We start from the raw sequence: 20,791 nt of genomic DNA on the forward strand, positions 1-20,791 counted from the left end.
TATTGAGAAATGCGCAAACCACCAGCTATCGTAGACTTACACACCGACACCTTTCTTGACGATTGGGAAGATTATTCGCCAGAGGAGCTCTTACAAGAATCCATTGATTTTATGCGATCTAATCTAGATGCAGCTATTTATTGGGAAATGAACGAAATAAAGTTTATTCATGGCAAAGGAAAAGGAATGTTAAAAAAAATGGTTTTTGAAGAGTTGCAAGAGTACAAAGCTCATGGCTCCATTGAGCGCTATTACACCTCCTACCAAAATGAAGATATTGTAGTCGTTGTCATAGGGATTTAAAAAGGCTACCTTTTCAGATAGCCTTTGTATCATGTTATGCTATTTAATAGCTGGAGTAATAATCACTTTTCGGAATTCCACGGGACCATGATCCCCTTGGAAATAAATTGGTCCCGGCTCTGCCTCTTTACTATCCAAAGCACCGCCCGTTATACCAGGGATTTCTTGGTTACTGATAACTGTCTTTCCGTTTGCCACAACCGTCACTAGACGTCCCACCAATGTAATATCATAGGTTTGCCATTCTCCGGCTCCTTTATTGACCATTTCATTTGCAGCTAAAAAGCCGTATACCCCTGCGAAAAGCACAGCATTAGGATGCGCGTCTTTTGGACTATCTTCTATCTGAACCTCATAACGGCCTCTTAAGTAGACACCACTATTACTTCCTGCTGGAATTTTAAATTCAACATGTAATTTAAAATCTTCAAATTTTTGCTCAGAGACCAAATTAGAACCAGATTGCGGGCTAGTCAAAATTCCGTTTTTCACCACCCACTGATTCGTTTTACCAGTAGCTTTCCATCCGGTCAGATCCTTGCCGTTGAACAACTGAATGGGCTTACCCCATTTTACTGCAGCTGTTCGCTTCAGTTCCGGAGCACGAACACCTTTAAAGCGATATGTTTTCCCATCAGGCTCTGTTATTGTCCCTTGCAATACACCGTTTACAACCTCTCCTTCAACACTTAGATTCATCTTTCCGCCTTCCCATTGCGGTGGGATAGCAAATCTAAACTTTCCTTTCTCATAAAACACCTGCGAAACTGGCCGAGCACTTCCGGAAGTACTCACATAATGACCGACTAAAGTTCTATAGCCCGACAATTTTACCTCCAACCAGGATGGTGCAGGGGTACCATTAATATCAACTTCGATGTCCCATCGACCAATCAGCTCTTTGCCTTCTACGTCTTGTTGATAATGGATGGATTCTCCGATTGAATGTTTAGCAAAGGTTACTTGCGGTAATGCACAAGAGGCCAAAATTCCTAAAAGAAATGCCGCTTTTCTGTTCATATTATTTATGTTTATATTCTAATTGACAATAAATTTCAAGCAATTTAACTGTTTAACAGCGGGTTTACAAGGATATAATGTTAAAAAATGCGAAGAATGCACCCGGCCGCAGGCTCTCCCCTCCTGCCCTGAAACAAAAAAAAGCCCTAACTTTCGTTAGAGCTTTTTTAGTCGGGGTGGCAGGATTGACTCAGTCCCACTTTCCCCAAACACAACCCTGAGCCTCCTACGGATCGAACCTCCTAATATCCTAAAGGTCGTAGGTTCGCCTTCCTACCTTGAAACGAAAAAAGCCCTAACTTTCGTTAGAGCTTTTTTAGTCGGGGTGGCAGGATTCGAACCTACGACCTCCACATCCCAAATGTGGCGCGATACCGGGCTACGCTACACCCCGAAAAGGTATCACCTTTGTTTTGTGTGGCACAAAAGTAAACTAAAAATATGTTTTTTTCAAAAATATTCTTCACATAACACCTAACAAGCTGACTTATTGTAAAATAATTTACAAAACATTTAAAACACATGTCAATTTCGATCCAATTATAGAAACTAGCATGACTGCCCTGAATAGCGAAGTTAACGCTTAGCTAGCTAAAATAGTGGGATTGGCTGGCCCTGACTGTGTCTCCTCCGGATCAAACCAAATAATATCCTAAAGGTCGTACGTTCGCACCCCACCCTGAAACTAAAAAAGCCCTAACTTTCGTTAGAGCTTTTTTAGTCGGGGTGGCAGGATTGACATGCCCCACTTTCCCCAAACACAACCCTGAGCCTCCTACGGATCGAACCTCCTAATATCTTAAAGGTCGTAGGTTCTCACCCTGCCCTGAAACAAAAAAAGCCCTAACTTTCGTTAGAGCTTTTAAGTCGGGGTGGCAGGATTCGAACCTACGACCTCCACATCCCAAATGTGGCGCGATACCGGGCTACGCTACACCCCGAAAAGGTATCACCTTTGTTTTGTGTGGCACAAATATACGCTTCTTACAAATTATTTGCAAATGAAAAACGCAAAATAAAACTAACAAGTTGTTACATTGCGACATACTGTTTTCTCATATGACGTAGTACCCTCCTTTACAAAATCAAACCCAATGTTATTCTCCATATTCCTTACTCACATAAGGCACCATCCTGTAAATAAAACTTTTTTTGATTTCCAGACCTCAGGATGTTCGAATATGAACACAAAGTGTTCGAATCCAAACACTTACACAACAAAAACACTACATAAAACACTGACTATAAACATATTAGCCATTTGGCAGTTTTTTTGGAATTAACCTGCATTGAACGTGTTTTTTCAAAAAAATTAGACGGACCTTCTATCTGATTGATTACTAAATAAGGTCGAAACGAACACTTATAACTAAAAGTATGATAAAGAACTATTTCCAAATCGCCTGGAGAAACCTCATGAAAAACAAGGTCTTTTCCTTTATCAATATCCTAGGCTTAACCATAGGCATCGCGGTCTGTGCAATGATATTCCTGTTTATCGCCAATCAGTTTAGTTTTGACAAGTTTCACAACCAAGGCGATCACATCTATCGTGTGATGCGAGGTTTTGACAACACCAAGGACCGCGCCCCTTATTTATCTGCCCCCTATGCGACCGCCTTATTAACCGATTATCCCGATGATATCAAAAAAGCTGTACGGGTAATGCCTGCTAATGGACTATTCTCTTTTGGCACTATCGCATTCAATGAAAAGAAACTCCTTATTACAGACGACGATTTCTTTGAATTATTTAGTTTTCCGCTCATCAAGGGAAATCCAATGACTGTTTTAAAAAATCCAACAAGTGTTGTATTAACGGAAAAAACTGCGCAAAAATATTTTGGAAATGAGAATCCCATCGGTAAAATACTACAGCTTGATAAAACGAAACAATTAACCGTTACCGGGATTGCAAAAGATCTTCCGGTCAATTCACATCTGGAATTTGACCTTATCATTCCATTATCAAATTATATCAATACCGAACCATTCAAAGCTTGGCAAAACAACAATTTATTCACTTACATCTTACTTGACGAGCATAAGGATGCTAAGCAATTGGAAAAGCAGTTCCCCGATTTCATGAATAGACATATGAAAGCAGTTTCCGCTAATATGGGTATTCACTTTGATCTGGCGCTTACACCGCTACGAGACGTCTATCTCGAATCCCACAGCGCATTTGACAGCACAAAACATGGTGATAAAAAGGTCATTTACATTTTTCTCTCCATCGCCATACTTATATTGATTATCGCTTGTATCAATTTCATGAATCTCTCGACAATACGTGCAGTTGACCGATCAAAAGAAGTTGGTTTAAGAAAGGTACTTGGAGCACAACGTCTTCAATTAATGGGACAGTTTATTGGAGAATCCCTTTTATTGACCAGCATATCCTGTATACTCGCCATGTGTCTATTGCAACTACTCATGCCTGTATACAATCAACTATTGGGATACACACTGACAGTTCCATGGAGTTCGTGGTCGATCTATCTCTTTTTATTTGCAATTATCGTTATCGTAGGCATATTAGCAGGAAGTTATCCCGCGCTTTACCTTTCAACCCTCTCCCCTACACAGGCTTTAAAAGGAAAATTGCGCTTAGGAAAAGGTGCACTGTTCCGTCATACTTTGGTTGTCTTTCAATTCAGTATTTCTATTTTACTCATCATCGGTACGGTGATTATCACAAAACAAATGAAATATGTAAAAGAAATGGGGCTTGGCTATGACGACCAACAGACTGTGGTTATCCCAATAGACAATGAGGAACTATACAACAATCTTCGTACATTCAAAAACGAATTATCCGCAAGCAGCGACATCGCATCGGTCTCCTTTATGTCCGGTGAACCAGGAGGCTTCTTCGATAGCCATACGTTTGATGTGGAGGAAAAAAATGGGGAGAAGTGGAAATCTAGGACGGAATTTACCGATTTTGACTATGTAAGGACATTAAATCTCAAAATAATTGCTGGCCGAAACTTTTCAGCACAATACCCAACGGACTCCACTAGTGCTGTATTAGTTAACCGTACTGCAACATCAATGCTCGGGTTTACCCCCGAACAGGCCATTGGCAAATGGTTAAAAAACACAATCCGAGATCGATCTCCCCGAAAAATCATTGGTGTAATAGATGATTTTAACTTCCTGTCCCTGAAAGAAAACATGGATGCACTAGTTATTGCCCCTTCTGACGACCTCAGGGTAGCCCTCATTCGGTTAAACAGCAAAGATTTCCCTGCAGCGCTAAAAACTATTAAAACCGCGTTTGCGAAAGCAGCTCCATTATACCCCTTTGAATACAGCTTTTTGGATCAGAAATTCGACACGCTCTACAAAACCGATCTGAGGCAACAACGTATACTCAGTCTTTTTTCCGGATTGGCCATATTTATCGCCTGCCTGGGTCTGTATGGCTTAGCCTCATTTACGGCCGCCAAACGAAACAAAGAGATCGGAATCCGTAAGGTGCTTGGCGCTTCGGTATCAGGTGTTACGACGTTACTATCCAAAGACTTCATAAAACCTGTACTGATTGCCTTGATCATCGCCTCGCCGATCGCGTGGCTAACGATGAACAAATGGCTGGAAGACTTCGCCTACCGCATCGAAATCCAATGGTGGATGTTTGTGCTCGCAGGATTGGTAACAATAGTTATCGCACTGATTACGGTTAGCTGGCAGGCCATTCGAACTGCCATAGCAAATCCTGTAAACAGCTTACGGGACGAATAAAAGGAGGAAACAAAAAAAGCTCTAACTTTCGTTAGAGCTTTTAAGTCGGGGTGGCAGGATTCGAACCTACGACCTCCACATCCCAAATGTGGCGCGATACCGGGCTACGCTACACCCCGAAAAGGTATCACCTTTGTTTTGTGTGGCACAAATATCGAATCATTTTTTGACTTTGTCAACACCCTACAGAAAATTAATCAGTAAATAGCTGATTGATTGCATAATATTTTAAAAAAAAGTACATACGCTATCGAATTTCGCAATCAAAAACCCACTCCATATAACCTACAAAGGAATATTCAAAATATCTTTAGATTATCCATTTCATTTTCATATCTTTGCATCCGATTTGAATATCAGTCAATAGTTTTTTAAAAAAGTATTTTTATATTCAGAAAATAAGTCGTAATATTGCATTCCGATTTTTACAGGATATAAATCGTTAATAATTACTCGAAATCATGGATTTAGTAAAATTTGTAGAAGAACAAGCGGTAGTAAAGAATGAAATTCCCGCTTTCAAAGCTGGAGATACCATCAGCGTTCATTATAAAATTCGCGAAGGAAATAAGGAGCGTGTACAGGTGTACCAAGGTGTAGTAATTCAATTAAACAGCGAAGGTGCTAACGCTACTTTTACCGTTCGTAAAATCTCAAACGGTGTAGGTGTTGAACGTATTTTCCCTGTAAACTCACCAAACATTGAAAAAATTGTAGTAAACAGCTACGGTAAAGTTCGTCGCGCGAAATTATTCTATTTACGCGGCCTTACTGGTAAAGCTGCTCGTATTAAATCGAAAAGAATCTAATTACGACTACCACGGCATAAAAAAAGGCTTTGAACTGATTCAAAGCCTTTTTTTATGCCCTATCGCCCGACATTTTCAAAAAAGTAGGCAATATCACCAATCTCCTTATGTAATAAATTTAGGACAATTAGATAATGTCCATCAAAACCCCACCCCTCTTTTTGTCGCGCTAAAACATTTTACTTACTTTTAACACCGTATTTGAAAGGTAGAATCGCAGATGGTTACAATGGCGTAAAATAAACTGATATTGTTTCATCCCAACTTGGCTACCGCTAAAAATCAAACTATATCTTGATGAGAATTATCGCTTTTATCATTTGTTTCATTATCTATCCGGCCTCTACTTTTGCACAACGAAATCTGAATGAATTTCTTCGGTTACAGTCGCGCCCTCAAACCTATTATGTATATCCGGCAACCGATAAGATTACCATCGATGGAAAGGACAATGAATCTTCCTGGTCTAAAGTGGCATGGACAGATTCTTTTAAGGATATTGAAGGATCAACTAAGCCTGTTCCGGCCTTTGAAACAAAAGTCAAGATGCTTTGGGACAAAGAAAATCTTTACTTGTTTGCTAAACTCCAAGAACCCCATATCAAAGGCTTTTTAAGACAAAAAGATACCATCATCTATCATGACAATGACTTTGAAATCTTTCTCAAACCAAATCTATTATCTCCGGAATATATAGAGATTGAAATCAACGCATTAAATACAGTAATGGACCTTCTGATGACTAAACCCTATCGCTTTGGCGGCAGGGCTAATCTAAATTGGGACACAAAAGATATTGAAAGTGCTGTTTATCACGCGGGCTCCATCAATAACCCACAAGACAAGGATGAATATTGGACAGTGGAAATGAAAATACCCGTAAAGAGCCTGAAATACTTTGGCGAAGGAAATCAAATTAAAGCCAATGAGATCTGGAAGATAAATTTCTCGCGCGTTCAGTGGCATTATGACAACACCGAAACAACCTACAGTAAGAGAAAAGACAACACGGGTAAGACGCTGCCTGAAGAGAATTGGGTCTGGTCCCCTATTGGGCTTGTTAACATGCATTATCCTGAACGCTGGGGACATATCAAATTTATCGATGGCACGAACCAGCAACCGATCGACGAGCAATTCCTCTCTCTTGAAAAAACGGCCTGGAACATGTTTTACCTGCAACAGATCTATAGAAACGATAAAAAACGCTATGCAACATCAGTTCAGGAGTTAAGCAAATTATATCCTGAAATTATAAATGTGCACAAAAATTATGAGATCGTTTTTTCAAACATTCCTAATTTCTATCGCATTGAAATTAAGTCAAAAGCACAGCCTAAATTAAAGACAGCAATAGATAGCCAAGGCAATATCTATTTTTAATTTAATTAATCAAGCGATCTTCAATTCTGATTTTGAATAAAAATTGCTATCTTTGTATCCCGTACATAGAGCAACTATTATTGGTCAGTTTGACCACATAAAATTGAAAATCCTTTAATTGTTATGACTAAATATATTTTTGTTACGGGCGGCGTTACTTCGTCGTTGGGGAAAGGTATTATTGCTGCCTCCCTTGCTAAACTTCTCCAAGCGCGTGGCTATAAAGTTACCATTCAAAAATTCGACCCTTACATTAACATCGATCCAGGAACATTAAATCCATATGAACATGGAGAATGTTATGTTACAGAAGATGGTGCTGAAACAGACCTTGACTTAGGCCATTATGAGCGCTTCCTGAATGTCCCTACCTCACAAGCAAATAACGTCACGACAGGCCGCATCTATCAACACGTTATCCAACAAGAACGTGAAGGTGCATATTTAGGAAAAACCGTTCAAGTAATTCCTCATATCACAGATGAGATAAAACGCAGAATGCAACTGTTGGGTGAGTCTGGTCAATATGATATTATCATCACTGAATTGGGTGGAACTGTAGGCGATATTGAGTCCTTACCATTTGTGGAGGCCGTAAGACAACTCCGCTGGGAACTAGGAGCCAATAATTCGCTGGTTATCCATTTGACTTTAGTCCCTTACCTAGCTGCAGCTGGTGAGCTTAAAACAAAACCTACACAGCATTCAGTAAAAACATTATTGGAATATGGTGTACAACCAGATATTCTAGTGTGTCGTACTGAACATAAATTATCGCAAGAAATCCGTAAAAAATTAGCACAATTCTGTAATGTCAACATCAACGCTGTTGTAGAATCTATCGATGCGTCGACGATTTATGATGTCCCATTATTGATGCTCAAGGAAAATCTGGATAAAACGGCATTAACGAAATTGAAACTTTCCAACAAAAATGAGCCTGATCTAGAAAACTGGAAAAACTTTTTAGGTAAGCTCAAAAACCCGACAAGTGAAGTTAATATTGCTTTGGTTGGAAAATATGTTGAGCTTCCAGATGCTTATAAATCCATTACCGAAGGATTTATCCATGCCGGTGCAACAAATGAATGCAAAGTAAAAGTGAGCTATATTGCTGCTGAAAGTGTTACAAAAGAAAACGTTGCTGAAAAACTGAAAAATATGGATGGCGTTTTGGTTGCTCCGGGCTTCGGTGAACGCGGCTTGGATGGTAAGCTAAATGCTATTCAGTATGTTCGTGAAAATAATATTCCGTTCTTTGGTATCTGCTTAGGTATGCAATGTTCGGTTATCGAATTCGGAAGAAACGTATTGGGATTAAAAGATGCCAACAGTTTTGAAATGGATGCCAACACCAGCAATCCGGTCATCAATTTGATGGAAGAGCAAAAAAATATCACCAATATGGGCGGTACAATGCGTTTAGGTGCTTACGACTGTGAAATTAAAAAAGGAACTAAGGCCTTTGCCATCTATGGTAAAACAAAAATTTCTGAAAGACACCGTCACCGTTATGAATTTAACAATGACTATTTAAAACAATATGAAGCAGCTGGAATGATTGCTTCAGGATTCAATCCGGAGACTGGATTAGTTGAAATTGTCGAATTGAAAAACCATCCATTTTTCGTTGCCGGACAATTTCATCCAGAATTAAAGTCAACTGTTGCAAATCCTCACCCACTTTTTGTTAGCTTTGTAGCCGCTGCTTTGGCCAACAAAAAATCAAAGTAGTAATAGAAGGATACAATTAATTAAGTTTAATTATTAAAAATGGATAGAAATACCCTAATTGGTTTGGTCCTGATGTTTGCTATCATCACTGGTTCATTTTACCTGATGAAGCCTTCAGAATCAGAAATCAAACAAGAACAAGCGCGACAAGAGGCTAAAGCACGTGCAGAAAAAGGACTGCCTGCCGAAAGTGACTCTATCGCTAAAGCCAAAACAGCACAAACAGCAGTGATTGCTGATTCAGCGGAGCTGAAAAAGCCTTTTGGCGCTACAAAATTTGGAACAGAAAAAGTCATTACGCTTGAAAACGAGACCATCATTGCAAAAATTAGCACAAAAGGTGGTAAAGTTAAATCTGTGGAACTAAAAGGTGAAAAGAATTTCAACGGAAAACCATTGATGCTTTTCGAAGGTGATGACAACAAGTTTGGCTTTCAGTTTAATGCTGCTGGTCAAAACGTATCAACAAATGATTTATATTTCAATACAGAATCTTCGGACATCCAAGTTTCCGGAGAAGGAAAACAATCTGTAAAATTCAGACTAAATTACAATGCCGACCAATATATTGAGTATGTATACTCAATTGCCGGTAAAGGTTATAATGTAGGACTGGATATTAATACAAAAGGGATTCAGAATTTAATTCCGCAGAGTCAAAAAACATTGACCCTTAACTGGAATACGACGTTGAGACAAAAGGAACAAAATATAGAGTCTGAAAGACAAAAGTCTACGCTTTATTATAAAGAAGATAATAAAGTTGACCATCTTTCCGAATCAAAAGACGCGGATGAAGCTCTGGAGAAAAAAGTACAATGGATTGCTTTCAAACAACATTACTTCTCCAGTATCCTTAATGCCAAAGATGGTTTTGTCAATGCAAAGGTGGACGTAAAACATGCGTCAGAAACCGACATTATCAAATTTTACAATACGAATGCGGAATTAGCATTTGATAATCATAAGGACAATAACTATTCCTTAAACTTCTTCTTTGGGCCAAATCAATACAATGTATTGAAGGCTGAAGGGAATGATTATCAGTCGATCATCAACATGGGTTGGGGTCCTATGCGTTGGATCAACCAATGGATTACAGTACCTGTATTCAACTTCCTGGATGGTTTCCATATGAGCTACGGTATCGTTATCCTTTTATTGACCTTGATGTTGAAGCTGATTCTTTCACCAATGACCTACAAGTCTTATGTCTCTATGGCAAAAATGCGTGTATTAAAACCGCAGCTGGATGAGATCAAAGCAAAAGTGGGTGAAGACAATCAAATGTTGATGCAGCAGGAGCAAATGAAATTGTACAAACAGGTTGGTGTAAATCCACTTGGCGGATGTCTTCCGCTTGTCCTACAAATGCCATTTACAATTGCGTTCTTCTACTTCTTTCCAAATTTATTTGAATTGAGAGGACAAAGCTTCTTGTTTATGAAGGATATGTCAACCTATGATACGCTGTTTACATTTGCACCTATTTTTGGATCATTCAACCACATCTCTTTGATGTGTATCTTGATGACATTGACAACATTGTTAACGACTTGGTATAACAACGCTACATCTGGTGCTACAGGACAAATGAAATACATGGGCTATATCATGCCTTTGATCTTCTTCTTTGTTTTGAATAGCTTCCCAGCAGGTTTGAACTACTACTATTTCTTAAGTGCGTTATTTACGTTCTTGACTCAGTTGGTCATTCGTTCCATGGTGAACGATGAGAAAATCCTAGCTAAATTGGAGGAAAATAAAAAGAATCCAAAAGCGGATAAAAAATCGAGCTTCCAGGCAAAAATGGAAGAAATGATGCGTGCACAACAACAGGCACAACAAAACAAAAACAAATCGTAAAATTTATTCTACTGATAAAGAAGGCTTCCAAATTGGAAGCCTTTTTTGTTTGTGAACTTTTGTAGCATTTTGTCAAACCAAACGTTAAAAAGGGTGTTAATAGGTTAAAATTTAGAATATGAACTTTAAAAACATCGCCATATTGGCCATCTTAATCGTTAGTCTTGGAAGTTGCTCTGTGATCAAGAAGAACGCGAATGAGCAAAACTCAGACATTAGCATGTCGTCAGTAATTGGAAAAAAATGGCAATTGATTGAAATCAATGGACAGCCTGTAGCGGATCAGATCAACGGCAAAATGCCTTACCTGCAGCTAGACGAAAAAAGTTACAGTGCAAGTGGCGGATGTAATGGCATCGGTGGAGAATTGACTTTATCAAAAAATGGAAAGATTAAATTTGCTCAGGGCATGTCTACGATGATGGCCTGTCCGGATATGTCTATTGAACAAGCTTTATCCAAAAACCTGATTGCTGCAGATAATTATACGATTAAGGATGGCATTCTTAGCCTAAACAAAGCTAAGATGGCTCCCCTGGCAAAATTTAAGTTAATTCAGAACAATAAACAAGAACTTAGTGGAACTTGGGAACTTGATTATATTTCCGGCCCACGGATCGCTTTCGATGGCCTATATCCCAATCGTAAACCAACAATGACATTTGATGCTGCCAGTGGTAAAGTAAATGGAAATAGTAGCTGCAATAACTACAATACGACTTTTAAAACCAATGGAAATACCATTAATTTTGGCCCGATTATGTCAACGAAAATGGCCTGCGAAGGTAATGGTGAAGCAACCTTCTTTTCGACATTGGAAAAGGTAAACACCTATAGTGTAAACGAGAATACCTTGACATTTATCATGGGAGATATTGCTATTATGCGATTTAAACGGAAATAGCAACTTGCTTTTTTGCTCCAACTGAAGTAAAAAGGGCATTGTTTAAAAAAACAATGCCCTTTTTATGCATAAAGCGATATTTGGTAACAGGAAGCCAAAAAACAGCCGGATCTCTCCTAAACAAAGGCACTAAATCCAGTTATACTTCTACCAACTATGAGTGAATTGATTTCTTTTGTCCCCTCATAGGAATAAATTGCTTCGGCATCGGCCAAAAACCTTGCGACATTATACTCCAACAGAATACCGTTTCCGCCCATGACCTCTCGCGCCTTGGAAACAATATCTCTCGTACGTAAAGAACAGAAGACTTTGGCCAGCGAGGCATGTTCATCTTTTAGTTCACCCTTATCCTGTAATTCAGATAATCTGAAGACAAGCGTTTGCATAGCTGTTAAATTGGACAACATTTCAACCAGGTGATTTTGAATAAGCTGAAAAGAAGCGATTGGTTTACCAAATTGCTTCCTTTTACGCGTATAATCCAAGGCATTTTCATAAGCACCCCGCGCACATCCTACGGCCATCCAAGCGACACCTGCTCGCGTCATCTGAAGAACCTTTCCTGTATCTTTAAAGGAATTTGCATTTTGCAGGCGATCACTTTCTGGAACGATACAATTCGCTAAAGTAATAAGGCCATTCTGCACAATGCGCAAAGCCATCTTATCTTTAATTTTTTCAACTGTAAAACCTGGATTATCCTTTCGTACAATAAACCCCTTAACTTCGCCATCATCAAGATCCCTTGCCCATACGATTGTGATATCGGAAAAGGTGGAATTCCCGATCCATTTTTTTTGACCATTTAAGACCCAACCTTCGGCTGTCTTCCTACAGGTCGTTGTCAATCCGCCTGCTGCTCCCGACCCTACTTCGGGCTCTGTTAAACCAAAAGCACCGATCACTTGCATCTGCTGCATTTTGGGCAGCCACTCTTGTTTTTGCTCTTCGGATCCGCAAATATAAATTGATCCCATGGCTAAACCACTCTGTACGCCAAAGAAAGTCGCTACAGATGCATCTACCCGTGCTATCTCCGCCGCTATGATCCCTTCCATTAATGAACTTCCCCCCATACAGCCATACCCATCGTATGTATAGCCACAAATATTTAAAGCTGCTAGTTTCGGTACTATTTCAAAAGGGAACTCATCTCTTAACCAATATTTATTGACAATTGGCTTGACTTCAGTCTCCATAAACTCCCTTACCTTCAATTGCAATGCACGATCTGAATCGTTTAATTTGCTATCCATAGCATAGAAATCACCATTAATAGGCGGTAATTCCTTTTTTTCTTTTCCTGCACTTAGCATTTTCATTAAACCATGAAGCTGCTTATCATCCATTTTTGATACGGCATCCATGACTGCTCCCAAATCCACTTTCTTCGATATTTCTTCCAATTTGCCAAAGTCTATTGATTTTGCCAAATCCATTATATTCTTTACTTTATCAAACATAATTGCAATTTCTTTTTAAGTGTTTACTTCTTAAAATAAGAAAAATAATCGAAAATTGTTTGGAAATGACATGATACAAATTGACAAGATCGAATTATCCGGTAAACAAACGAATGGACAACATCTTACCTTATATCGCCCAATCTCCCTTCAATAAAACAGTAGAATCAGGAATGTTTTGAATAAAATACAGAGTTATAAACACATGAAAAACAATGCGTTAAAAATATTTTCAAAAAAACATCTTTTTTTGGGTTACCTTTTTTGGTTACGTGTATTAAGAGATGAAAAAGAAAATTATTTCAATTTAAATTAGAAAATTAGAAAATGAAAAACGCATTAAAATTCGGTTTCTTAGGTTTAGCTTTAACTGTAGCTTTCGCATCTTGTAACAATTCAGAGAAAAAAGCTGAAGGTGCTGCAGATTCAGCTTCTGCTTTAGTTGATTCAGCTGCTAACACATTAGATTCAGCTGCTACTAAAGTTGATTCAGCTGCTGCTAAAGTTGACTCAGCTGCTGCTAAAGTTGATTCAGCTGCTACTAAAAAATAATTTAGGACTGAATAGAGCTTTTGGAAGGCCTTTTTTACGAAAGGCCTTTCTTTTTTTCAAAAAAAATAAATAGAGGGGTTACCTTTTTGCTTTAATGGTATTAACTCCTAAATAACAAGATTTAAAAATATTTTAATTTTAATAAAATGAAAAACGCATTCAAATTCGGTTTCTTAGGTTTAGCTTTAACATTGGCTTTCGCATCATGTGGTGAAACAGCGAAAAAAACTGACGCTGCTACTGATTCAGCTAACGTTGCTTTAGATTCAGCTAACACGCAATTGGATTCAGCAAAAACTGCTGTAGATTCAGCAAAATCTGCTGTAGATTCAGCTGCTGCTAAAGTTGATTCAACTAAAGCTGCTCACTAATTCGCTGAAAAAGAATTTACATCGTATAGAAAGCTTCCTTCAACAAGGAGGCTTTTTTTATATCTACACCAATTAAATTGCTAAGCTCCAAGCATTTTTTTACCTTTGCCAAAAATCATTCAATCTATGGCTTTATCATCTTTAACAGCAGTTACGCCTATTGACGGACGCTATTACAATAATACCAATGAACTTTCAGCATTTTTTTCCGAATTTGCTTTAATAAAATATCGTGTACGCGTAGAAGTCGAGTATTTTATTGCATTAAGTGAATCCGGCATTGCTCAATTGCAACAGTTTGACAAAACACTCAATGAAAAATTGCGGGATATCTACCGGAATTTTTCTGAAGAAGATGCCATTTGGATCAAAAACACAGAGAAAGTTACAAACCATGATGTTAAAGCTGTTGAATATTTTCTAAAGGATCAATTCGAAAAATTAGGATTACAGGACTACCTTGAATTCATTCATTTCGGTTTGACTTCACAAGATATCAATAATACAGCGATTCCACTTTCCTGGAAAGAAGCCATTAAAGAAAGCTATACACCGGCAATCGAAGAGTTGCTTCATGAGTTAAAATCATTAGCAACGTCATGGTCAGACATCCCGATGTTGGCACGTACCCACGGACAACCTGCATCTCCAACTCGCTTGGGTAAAGAGTTTTATGTTTTTATCGAGCGCATAGAACGTCAATTGCAACTATTACATCAAGTACCGTATTCAGCGAAATTTGGTGGTGCAACTGGTAATTTTAATGCACATCACGTTGCATATCCAGCGACAAATTGGATCAATTTTGGTAATAATTTTGTAAACAATATCTTGGGCTTAGACCGTTCACAAACGACCACACAGATTGAGCATTACGATAACTTTGCTGCAAGCTGTGATGCCTTAAAACGGATAAACAATATTGTCATCGATTTATGCCGTGACATTTGGACATATATTTCGATGGAATATTTTAAACAAAAAATCACTGCGGGCCAAATCGGTTCTTCGGCGATGCCACATAAAGTCAACCCAATTGACTTTGAAAATGCAGAAGGAAATTTAGGTATTGCAAATGCAATTTTTGAACACCTTGCGGCTAAATTACCTGTTTCCCGTCTTCAACGGGATTTAACAGATTCTACGGTATTACGTAATATTGGTGTTCCATTTGCACATACCCTAATTGCTATTAAATCGACTTTGAGAGGGTTACGCAAATTGATTTTAAACGAACAGGCATTGGCTAACGATCTTGAAAATAATTGGGCTGTTGTTGCGGAGGCACTACAAACTATATTAAGAAGGGAAGGCTATCCAAAGCCGTATGAAGCTTTAAAGGACTTAACACGTACCAACACACATGTTACAAAAGAAACGATTGCAACATTTGTTGATAATCTCAATGTATCAGCCGAAGTTAAAGAGGAACTGAAAGCGATCAGTCCTTCTAACTACACAGGTGTCACTTTGTAAGCTTTTACTTATAGATGACCTTAACAAAGCTTCATTTGAACTATATTTGCTTGGAATAAAAATAGATACTACATGGCTACGATTAACGTATATACAGAGTCTACACCCAACCCTTCTACAATGAAGTTCTTGGTCAATAAATTGTTGATCAACGGTAGTGTGGATTTTCCAAATAAAGAAGCAGCACAAGATTCACCGTTTGCACTTGAATTATTCAAATTTAACTTTGTAAATGGGGTATTTTTTGCGAGTAATTTTGTGACCATTACCAAAACTGATGATGCGGAATGGGAAGACATTGAAGCCTTGCTAAAAGACTTTGTAAAAGGTGCTGTAGAGTCTGAACTTGCTGTAAAAACGGTACACCATGATGCCGAGGTTAATTTTGAAGGCACCGAAACTGAAGTAAAGATACAACAAGTATTACATGATTATGTAAGACCTGCTGTTGAACAAGATGGTGGAGCAATCCATTATAAATCCTTCAACGAAGGTATTGTGACAGTTGAACTAAAAGGTTCTTGCAGTGGCTGTCCATCTTCGACAATCACATTAAAAGCAGGAATTGAGGGCTTGTTGAAACGCATGGTTCCAGAAGTGACTGAAGTTGTCGCTGAGGCCATGTAATCATAGCTATTCGATACAATAAAAAAAGGATTCAGTAATTAATTTTGCTGAATCCTTTTTTTATTCACTATTCTTAAGAAGAAATAATCGCTATACGATATCTGCTTGGTACAGCAATTTTTTAACCTAATTGACTACTTCAAATGAATCTTTAAGCGGGAGATTAACAGAAGAATTACCGATAAATAGTTCAAATTTGCCGGGTTCAACTGTCCAGTTATTATTGCGATCCAAAAGTTCAAGATGGGCAGGTAAGACCATAAACTGTAAGGTCTTCTTCTCCCCTGGATTAAGTTCAACTTTTTCGAATCCACGCAAATCCATCTCATAAGTCGTTACCGAAGACAGCAAATCTTTGATATAAAGCTGAACGACTTCGGCACCTTTCCTCTTTCCTATGTTCTCAACATCAACCGTAACTGTTAGAGAATCTGTTGGTCTGATCTGTTTCTTGGTGAGTTGTAAATTTGAAAAACTAAAATCGGTGTAGCTTAATCCATATCCAAAAGGGTATAAAAAGCCAACAACCCGGCTGTTTCCCCAGCCATTGGGCCCGACCCCAGGCTGCCCCGCCTGTGCAGCGGGCTTGGTCGGAAAATTCATTTCAACCTGTCCGACGGACTTTGGAAATGAAATAGGCAATTTTCCACTAGGACTATATGCTCCAAACAGCATTTCGGCAAGAACATTTCCCGACTGATTGCTAAGAAACCAACTCTCTACGATTGCAGGTAGATACTTATTTTCCCAATTGACAGTAAGCGGACGGCCATTGACAAGTACCAGCACAATAGGTTTACCTGTTTCCTTCAATTTCATTAAATAGTCGCGTTGCTTGCCGGGCAAATTTAGATCTGACCGCGACCGACTTTCACCGACTTCCCGTTCCGACTCGCCCATTACGGCTATGATTAGGTCAGATTCTTTACCGAGACGAACACCGTCGGCCATCTTTTCCAGCTCCTCGCTTGACAAGTCTGTTGGAATAATCTCACTCTCAGGCCAGTTTTTATCCACGACATCTACCCCTTTGGCATAATCAACCCGAAGTGCCTTTGTTTTTGCATAGTTTATGATCCCATCTTTGATGGTTGTGATCGGATTATTGGAAGGTCCATAGCGACTTGTCGTATAATTTGTTGCCTCTGCCATTGGTCCCGTAACCAAAATTCGTTTGTATTTATTCACGTCTATTGGAAGAAGATTCTGTTCATTTTTCAAAAGTACAATTGACTCCCTATTTATTTGAAGTGATACTTCTTCATCTGCGGGGGTATGCACCTTTTTATCGGCTATCGCTGTATCTTCTCTCAATGGATGATCAAATAAACCCAGTTTAAATTTCACGGTCAGGACTTCGCGAACCCGCTGATCCAATATTTTGATATCCAGCCCTCCTTCTTCTATTAGTTCCATTAGTGGCGTTAGATATGTGCTCGGTGGATCAAAATTTGTCCGCACATTCAAACCCGCCTCTAATGCCTGTTTAATAGCATCTTTATAGTTTGCAGCAACATGGTGTTTGTTGTAAATAAACTCTAGCGCCTCACTGTCGGACACCACATATCCTTCAAAACCATAATCTTTTCGGAGTAAGTCCTGTAAAAAATAGCTACTGGCTGATACAGGCACGCCATCATAATCATTATAACTACTCATGACTCCCAAAGGTTTTGCTTCCTTTATGACCCTTTTAAATGGATAGAGGTGAAGCGAATGCATCTCACGAAAGCCAACATGAGGATCCGTACGTGCATTGCCATCTCTTCCCCCTTTGGGCACAGAATAGACCGCATAATGTTTCAATGTGGATGCGACGCCATTTTGTTGAATTCCTAAAACAACTTGTTTCCCCATTTCGGCGATATGAAACGGATCTTCCCCATAGGTTTCAACCACTCTTCCCCAGCGCGGATCTCTAGAAACATCAAGAATAGGCGTATAGACATTGGTATAGCCCAGATATTTGGCTTCCCTACCAATTATATCGCCAGCTTTACGTACCAGTGAAGTATTCCATGTACTTCCAATATTGATTGGCGCCGGCAGGGAGGTAGCGCGATCATGATTGAGTCCATGAATCCCCTCATTGGTAAAATCAACGGGAATACCAAGTCGTGTGTTTTCCACAAACCATTTTTGAACATTATTTAAGGCTTGCGCATGGCGGCTGAAGGGATACGAAAATGAACTTTTTGCCGACTTATTATAAGCCAGGCTATTCAACATTTCGTCGATATTGGCCAAGCCGTGTTTCCAAATCTCTTTGTCCCAAGCGGCAGTGGGCTGCTCATCTTTCAAAACCCGCCCATAACCGTAGAGTGTAACCGTCTGATTGGCCTTTTCTTGAACAGTCATTTGAGCCAACAGATCCTCCACGCGACTGGCTATTTTCTGTTTGGGGTCTTCATAAATATCCTTTTTCCCATTTTTGTTAAAATCGATCCAACCCTTATGGTAAATGTTGATGTGCTGGGCAGAACAATGCAAATAAAGGGCTGAGAGCGCTGAAATAATAAGGCTGCTTTTGAGTTGATTAGGCATTATGCTGAAAATTGTTGGTTTTATAAAGTGAAGCAAGGTACAAAAAAAATAAAAATCCGCAGATCAAACATATCTTCAATCTGGGATAAGTCAATATAAATTCATTTTTTAACAAGCATCTAGCTTAAAAATAGTTAACTTTACGACCAATTGTGAAACCAACAAAAAAAATGAGTGCAGATATTAACAAACTAGAACAAATTGCATCACAGGTAAGACGTGATATCGTACGTATGGTACACGCTTGTCAATCAGGACACCCAGGTGGTTCGTTAGGTTGTACAGATTACTTTGTGGCGCTTTATTTCAATGCAATGAAACGCAATCCTTCCTTTGACATGGATGGAAAAGGAGAAGATTTATTCTTCCTGTCAAATGGACATATCTCTCCTGTATTTTACAGTACATTGGCGCATGCGGGATATTTTGAAGTGAGCGAATTAGCAACGTTCAGAAAAATCAATTCCAGACTTCAAGGTCACCCAACAACACACGAAGGCCTTCCGGGCATTCGTATTGCTTCGGGATCTTTGGGCCAAGGATTATCTGTTGCAATTGGTGCCGCACAGGCAAAAAAATTGAATAAAGACAATAATCTAGTTTATGTATTAATGGGTGATGGCGAATTGCAGGAGGGCCAAGTTTGGGAAGCTGCAATGTACGCACCACACAACAAAATCGACAATTTGATCGCTACTGTTGACTATAACAAAGCACAAATTGACGGATCTACAGATCAAGTATTATCTCTTGGTGATCTTCGTGCAAAATGGGAAGCATTTGGCTGGGATGTGATGGAAATTGCTAAAGGCAATGACATGAATGCTGTTGTTGCAGGTTTAGCAGAAGCTAAATCACGTACAGGAAAAGGTAAACCAGTCATTATTCTGATGCATACTGAAATGGGTAGCGGTGTTGATTTTATGATGGGTTCTCATAAATGGCATGGTGTTGCTCCAAATGACGAACAATTGGCGTCGGCGTTGAATCAGCTTACAGAAACTTTAGGAGATTACTAGCATGAAAAAATATACTTATACAGAGTCAAAAGATACACGTTCAGGATTTGGTGCGGGCTTACTAGAAGCAGGAAAGCAAGATGAGAATGTAGTTGCATTATGTGCTGATTTAATCGGTTCGTTAAAAATGAACGATTTTATCAAAGAATTTCCTGAGCGCTTTTTCCAAATCGGTATTGCGGAAGCAAACATGATGGGTATTGCTGCCGGACTTACGATCGGTGGTAAAATCCCATTCACAGGTACATTTGCAAATTTTTCGACAGGCCGTGTTTATGATCAGATTCGCCAATCGATTGCTTACTCGGACAAAAATGTAAAGATTGCCGCATCGCATGCTGGTCTAACCTTAGGTGAAGATGGTGCAACTCACCAAATCTTAGAAGATATCGGTTTGATGAAAATGTTACCAGGAATGACAGTGATCAATCCTTGTGATTTCAATCAAACAAAAGCGGCTACAATTGCAGCAGCCAAATATCATGGACCAGTTTATTTGCGTTTTGGCCGTCCTGTAGTTCCTAACTTCACTCCTGCTGATCAGGAATTTGTGATTGGTAAGGCGGTATTATTAAATGAAGGAACGGATGTTACAATCATTGCTACAGGTCATCTGGTATGGGAAGCTATCCAAGCTGGTGAGAAATTAGCTGAGTTGGGCATCAACGCTGAGATTATCAATATCCATACAATCAAACCTTTGGATGAAGAAGCTATTTTAAAATCTGTTGCTAAAACCAAATGTGTCGTAACGGCGGAAGAGCATAATCGTCTTGGCGGTTTAGGTGATAGCGTTGCTCAGGTATTAACAAGAGAGTTGCCTACTCCACAAGAATACGTTGCTGTAAATGATAGTTTTGGAGAATCAGGTACTCCTGCTCAATTGATGGAAAAATACGGTCTGAATGCAGCGGCTATTGTTGCAGCGGCTCAAAAAGTAATCAAAAGAAAATAACAAAACTACGCA

16 protein-coding genes and 3 tRNA genes are annotated in these 20,791 nt (G+C 39.1%); 13 read left to right on the forward strand and 6 right to left on the reverse strand.

Translation table 11 applies throughout. The features are described 5' to 3' along the window. Positions 1-9 precede the first annotated feature (9 nt). The gene (locus ACLCDV_RS22000; RefSeq protein WP_145328342.1) at positions 10-303 is read left to right on the forward strand and encodes a Smr/MutS family protein; all 294 of its coding nucleotides are present in this window, start codon (positions 10-12) and stop codon (positions 301-303) included. 39 nt (positions 304-342) lie between these two features. On the opposite strand, the gene ACLCDV_RS22005 is transcribed toward ACLCDV_RS22000, so the two are convergent. The 3 genes from ACLCDV_RS22005 to ACLCDV_RS22015 form a co-directional block, all read right to left on the reverse strand. Continuing rightward, a complete protein-coding gene (locus ACLCDV_RS22005) occupies positions 343-1,323 on the reverse strand; it encodes a DUF1080 domain-containing protein (RefSeq protein WP_313187608.1) in 981 nt (326 codons plus the stop codon). A 320-nt stretch (positions 1,324-1,643) separates the two neighbouring features. Further along, positions 1,644-1,717: transfer RNA gene (locus ACLCDV_RS22010), tRNA-Pro, on the reverse strand. Between the two features lie 473 nt (positions 1,718-2,190). Beyond that, a tRNA-Pro gene (locus ACLCDV_RS22015) sits at positions 2,191-2,264 on the reverse strand. A 436-nt stretch (positions 2,265-2,700) separates the two neighbouring features. On the opposite strand from ACLCDV_RS22015, the gene ACLCDV_RS22020 reads away from it, so the two are divergent. Next, entirely contained in the window at positions 2,701-5,073 is a 2,373-nt protein-coding gene (locus ACLCDV_RS22020) for an ABC transporter permease (RefSeq protein ID WP_317669596.1), read from the forward strand. Positions 5,074-5,118: 45 nt separating this feature from the next. Here the strand turns inward: ACLCDV_RS22020 and ACLCDV_RS22025 are convergent. Further along, positions 5,119-5,192, reverse strand: a tRNA-Pro gene (locus ACLCDV_RS22025). Positions 5,193-5,534: 342 nt separating this feature from the next. Here ACLCDV_RS22025 and rplS point away from each other — a divergent pair. The 5 genes from rplS to ACLCDV_RS22050 all read left to right on the forward strand — a co-directional run bounded on the left by rplS (position 5,535) and on the right by ACLCDV_RS22050 (position 11,769). After that, positions 5,535-5,882, forward strand: a complete 348-nt coding sequence (rplS, locus tag ACLCDV_RS22030) for a 50S ribosomal protein L19 (RefSeq protein ID WP_209581561.1) — start codon at positions 5,535-5,537, stop codon at positions 5,880-5,882. A gap of 297 nt (positions 5,883-6,179) precedes the next feature. Further along, the gene (locus tag ACLCDV_RS22035) at positions 6,180-7,265 is read left to right on the forward strand and encodes a carbohydrate-binding family 9-like protein (protein ID WP_317669595.1); all 1,086 of its coding nucleotides are present in this window, start codon (positions 6,180-6,182) and stop codon (positions 7,263-7,265) included. Positions 7,266-7,388: 123 nt separating this feature from the next. Further along, positions 7,389-8,999, forward strand: coding sequence for a CTP synthase (locus ACLCDV_RS22040; RefSeq protein WP_317669594.1), 1,611 nt, complete (start codon positions 7,389-7,391; stop codon positions 8,997-8,999). 39 nt (positions 9,000-9,038) lie between these two features. After that, positions 9,039-10,865, forward strand: a complete 1,827-nt coding sequence (gene yidC / locus ACLCDV_RS22045) for a membrane protein insertase YidC (RefSeq protein ID WP_333577646.1) — start codon at positions 9,039-9,041, stop codon at positions 10,863-10,865. A gap of 118 nt (positions 10,866-10,983) precedes the next feature. Further along, on the forward strand, positions 10,984-11,769 hold the full coding sequence (locus ACLCDV_RS22050; RefSeq protein ID WP_333577647.1) for an META domain-containing protein: 786 nt from the start codon (positions 10,984-10,986) through the stop codon (positions 11,767-11,769). Between the two features lie 116 nt (positions 11,770-11,885). Here ACLCDV_RS22050 and ACLCDV_RS22055 read toward each other — a convergent pair whose 3' ends face one another. Then, entirely contained in the window at positions 11,886-13,235 is a 1,350-nt protein-coding gene (locus ACLCDV_RS22055) for an acyl-CoA dehydrogenase family protein (protein WP_317669591.1), read from the reverse strand. A gap of 327 nt (positions 13,236-13,562) precedes the next feature. Between ACLCDV_RS22055 and ACLCDV_RS22060 the strand changes: the two genes are divergently transcribed. From ACLCDV_RS22060 to ACLCDV_RS22075, 4 genes are all read left to right on the forward strand, one after another. Beyond that, positions 13,563-13,787 (forward strand): hypothetical protein, encoded by a 225-nt coding sequence (locus tag ACLCDV_RS22060; RefSeq protein WP_046671848.1) that lies wholly within the window; start codon positions 13,563-13,565, stop codon positions 13,785-13,787. Positions 13,788-13,933: 146 nt separating this feature from the next. Next, complete coding sequence (locus ACLCDV_RS22065; protein ID WP_046671847.1) at positions 13,934-14,158, forward strand: hypothetical protein; 225 nt, start codon at positions 13,934-13,936, stop codon at positions 14,156-14,158. 126 nt (positions 14,159-14,284) lie between these two features. Then, positions 14,285-15,634 carry an adenylosuccinate lyase gene (gene purB, locus ACLCDV_RS22070; RefSeq protein WP_088162908.1) on the forward strand — a complete coding sequence of 450 codons (1,350 nt, stop codon included), beginning with the start codon at positions 14,285-14,287 and terminating at the stop codon, positions 15,632-15,634. A 72-nt stretch (positions 15,635-15,706) separates the two neighbouring features. Next, positions 15,707-16,261 (forward strand): NifU family protein, encoded by a 555-nt coding sequence (locus ACLCDV_RS22075; protein WP_286770018.1) that lies wholly within the window; start codon positions 15,707-15,709, stop codon positions 16,259-16,261. Between the two features lie 126 nt (positions 16,262-16,387). Here the strand turns inward: ACLCDV_RS22075 and ACLCDV_RS22080 are convergent, their stop codons facing one another. Continuing rightward, positions 16,388-18,805, reverse strand: coding sequence for a glycoside hydrolase family 3 N-terminal domain-containing protein (locus ACLCDV_RS22080; protein WP_333577648.1), 2,418 nt, complete (start codon positions 18,803-18,805; stop codon positions 16,388-16,390). 170 nt (positions 18,806-18,975) lie between these two features. Between ACLCDV_RS22080 and ACLCDV_RS22085 the strand changes: the two genes are divergently transcribed. Then, the gene (locus ACLCDV_RS22085) at positions 18,976-19,824 is read left to right on the forward strand and encodes a transketolase (RefSeq protein ID WP_075994134.1); all 849 of its coding nucleotides are present in this window, start codon (positions 18,976-18,978) and stop codon (positions 19,822-19,824) included. A gap of 1 nt (position 19,825) precedes the next feature. Beyond that, positions 19,826-20,779 (forward strand): transketolase family protein, encoded by a 954-nt coding sequence (locus tag ACLCDV_RS22090; RefSeq protein ID WP_343568789.1) that lies wholly within the window; start codon positions 19,826-19,828, stop codon positions 20,777-20,779. The last annotated feature ends 12 nt before the right edge of the window (positions 20,780-20,791 follow it).

This window comes from Sphingobacterium sp. Lzh-3, assembly GCF_046764375.1.
Lineage (GTDB): Bacteria > Bacteroidota > Bacteroidia > Sphingobacteriales > Sphingobacteriaceae > Sphingobacterium.

Coding starts and splice junctions, on each gene's coding strand:
- ACLCDV_RS22000 (WP_145328342.1), top strand. CDS start 10: ATGCGCAAACCACCAGCTATCGTAGACTTACACACCGACACCTTTCTT.
- ACLCDV_RS22005 (WP_313187608.1), bottom strand. CDS start 1,323: ATGAACAGAAAAGCGGCATTTCTTTTAGGAATTTTGGCCTCTTGTGCA.
- ACLCDV_RS22020 (WP_317669596.1), top strand. CDS start 2,701: ATGATAAAGAACTATTTCCAAATCGCCTGGAGAAACCTCATGAAAAAC.
- rplS (WP_209581561.1), top strand. CDS start 5,535: ATGGATTTAGTAAAATTTGTAGAAGAACAAGCGGTAGTAAAGAATGAA.
- ACLCDV_RS22035 (WP_317669595.1), top strand. CDS start 6,180: ATGAGAATTATCGCTTTTATCATTTGTTTCATTATCTATCCGGCCTCT.
- ACLCDV_RS22040 (WP_317669594.1), top strand. CDS start 7,389: ATGACTAAATATATTTTTGTTACGGGCGGCGTTACTTCGTCGTTGGGG.
- yidC (WP_333577646.1), top strand. CDS start 9,039: ATGGATAGAAATACCCTAATTGGTTTGGTCCTGATGTTTGCTATCATC.
- ACLCDV_RS22050 (WP_333577647.1), top strand. CDS start 10,984: ATGAACTTTAAAAACATCGCCATATTGGCCATCTTAATCGTTAGTCTT.
- ACLCDV_RS22055 (WP_317669591.1), bottom strand. CDS start 13,235: ATGTTTGATAAAGTAAAGAATATAATGGATTTGGCAAAATCAATAGAC.
- ACLCDV_RS22060 (WP_046671848.1), top strand. CDS start 13,563: ATGAAAAACGCATTAAAATTCGGTTTCTTAGGTTTAGCTTTAACTGTA.
- ACLCDV_RS22065 (WP_046671847.1), top strand. CDS start 13,934: ATGAAAAACGCATTCAAATTCGGTTTCTTAGGTTTAGCTTTAACATTG.
- purB (WP_088162908.1), top strand. CDS start 14,285: ATGGCTTTATCATCTTTAACAGCAGTTACGCCTATTGACGGACGCTAT.
- ACLCDV_RS22075 (WP_286770018.1), top strand. CDS start 15,707: ATGGCTACGATTAACGTATATACAGAGTCTACACCCAACCCTTCTACA.
- ACLCDV_RS22080 (WP_333577648.1), bottom strand. CDS start 18,805: ATGCCTAATCAACTCAAAAGCAGCCTTATTATTTCAGCGCTCTCAGCC.
- ACLCDV_RS22085 (WP_075994134.1), top strand. CDS start 18,976: ATGAGTGCAGATATTAACAAACTAGAACAAATTGCATCACAGGTAAGA.
- ACLCDV_RS22090 (WP_343568789.1), top strand. CDS start 19,826: ATGAAAAAATATACTTATACAGAGTCAAAAGATACACGTTCAGGATTT.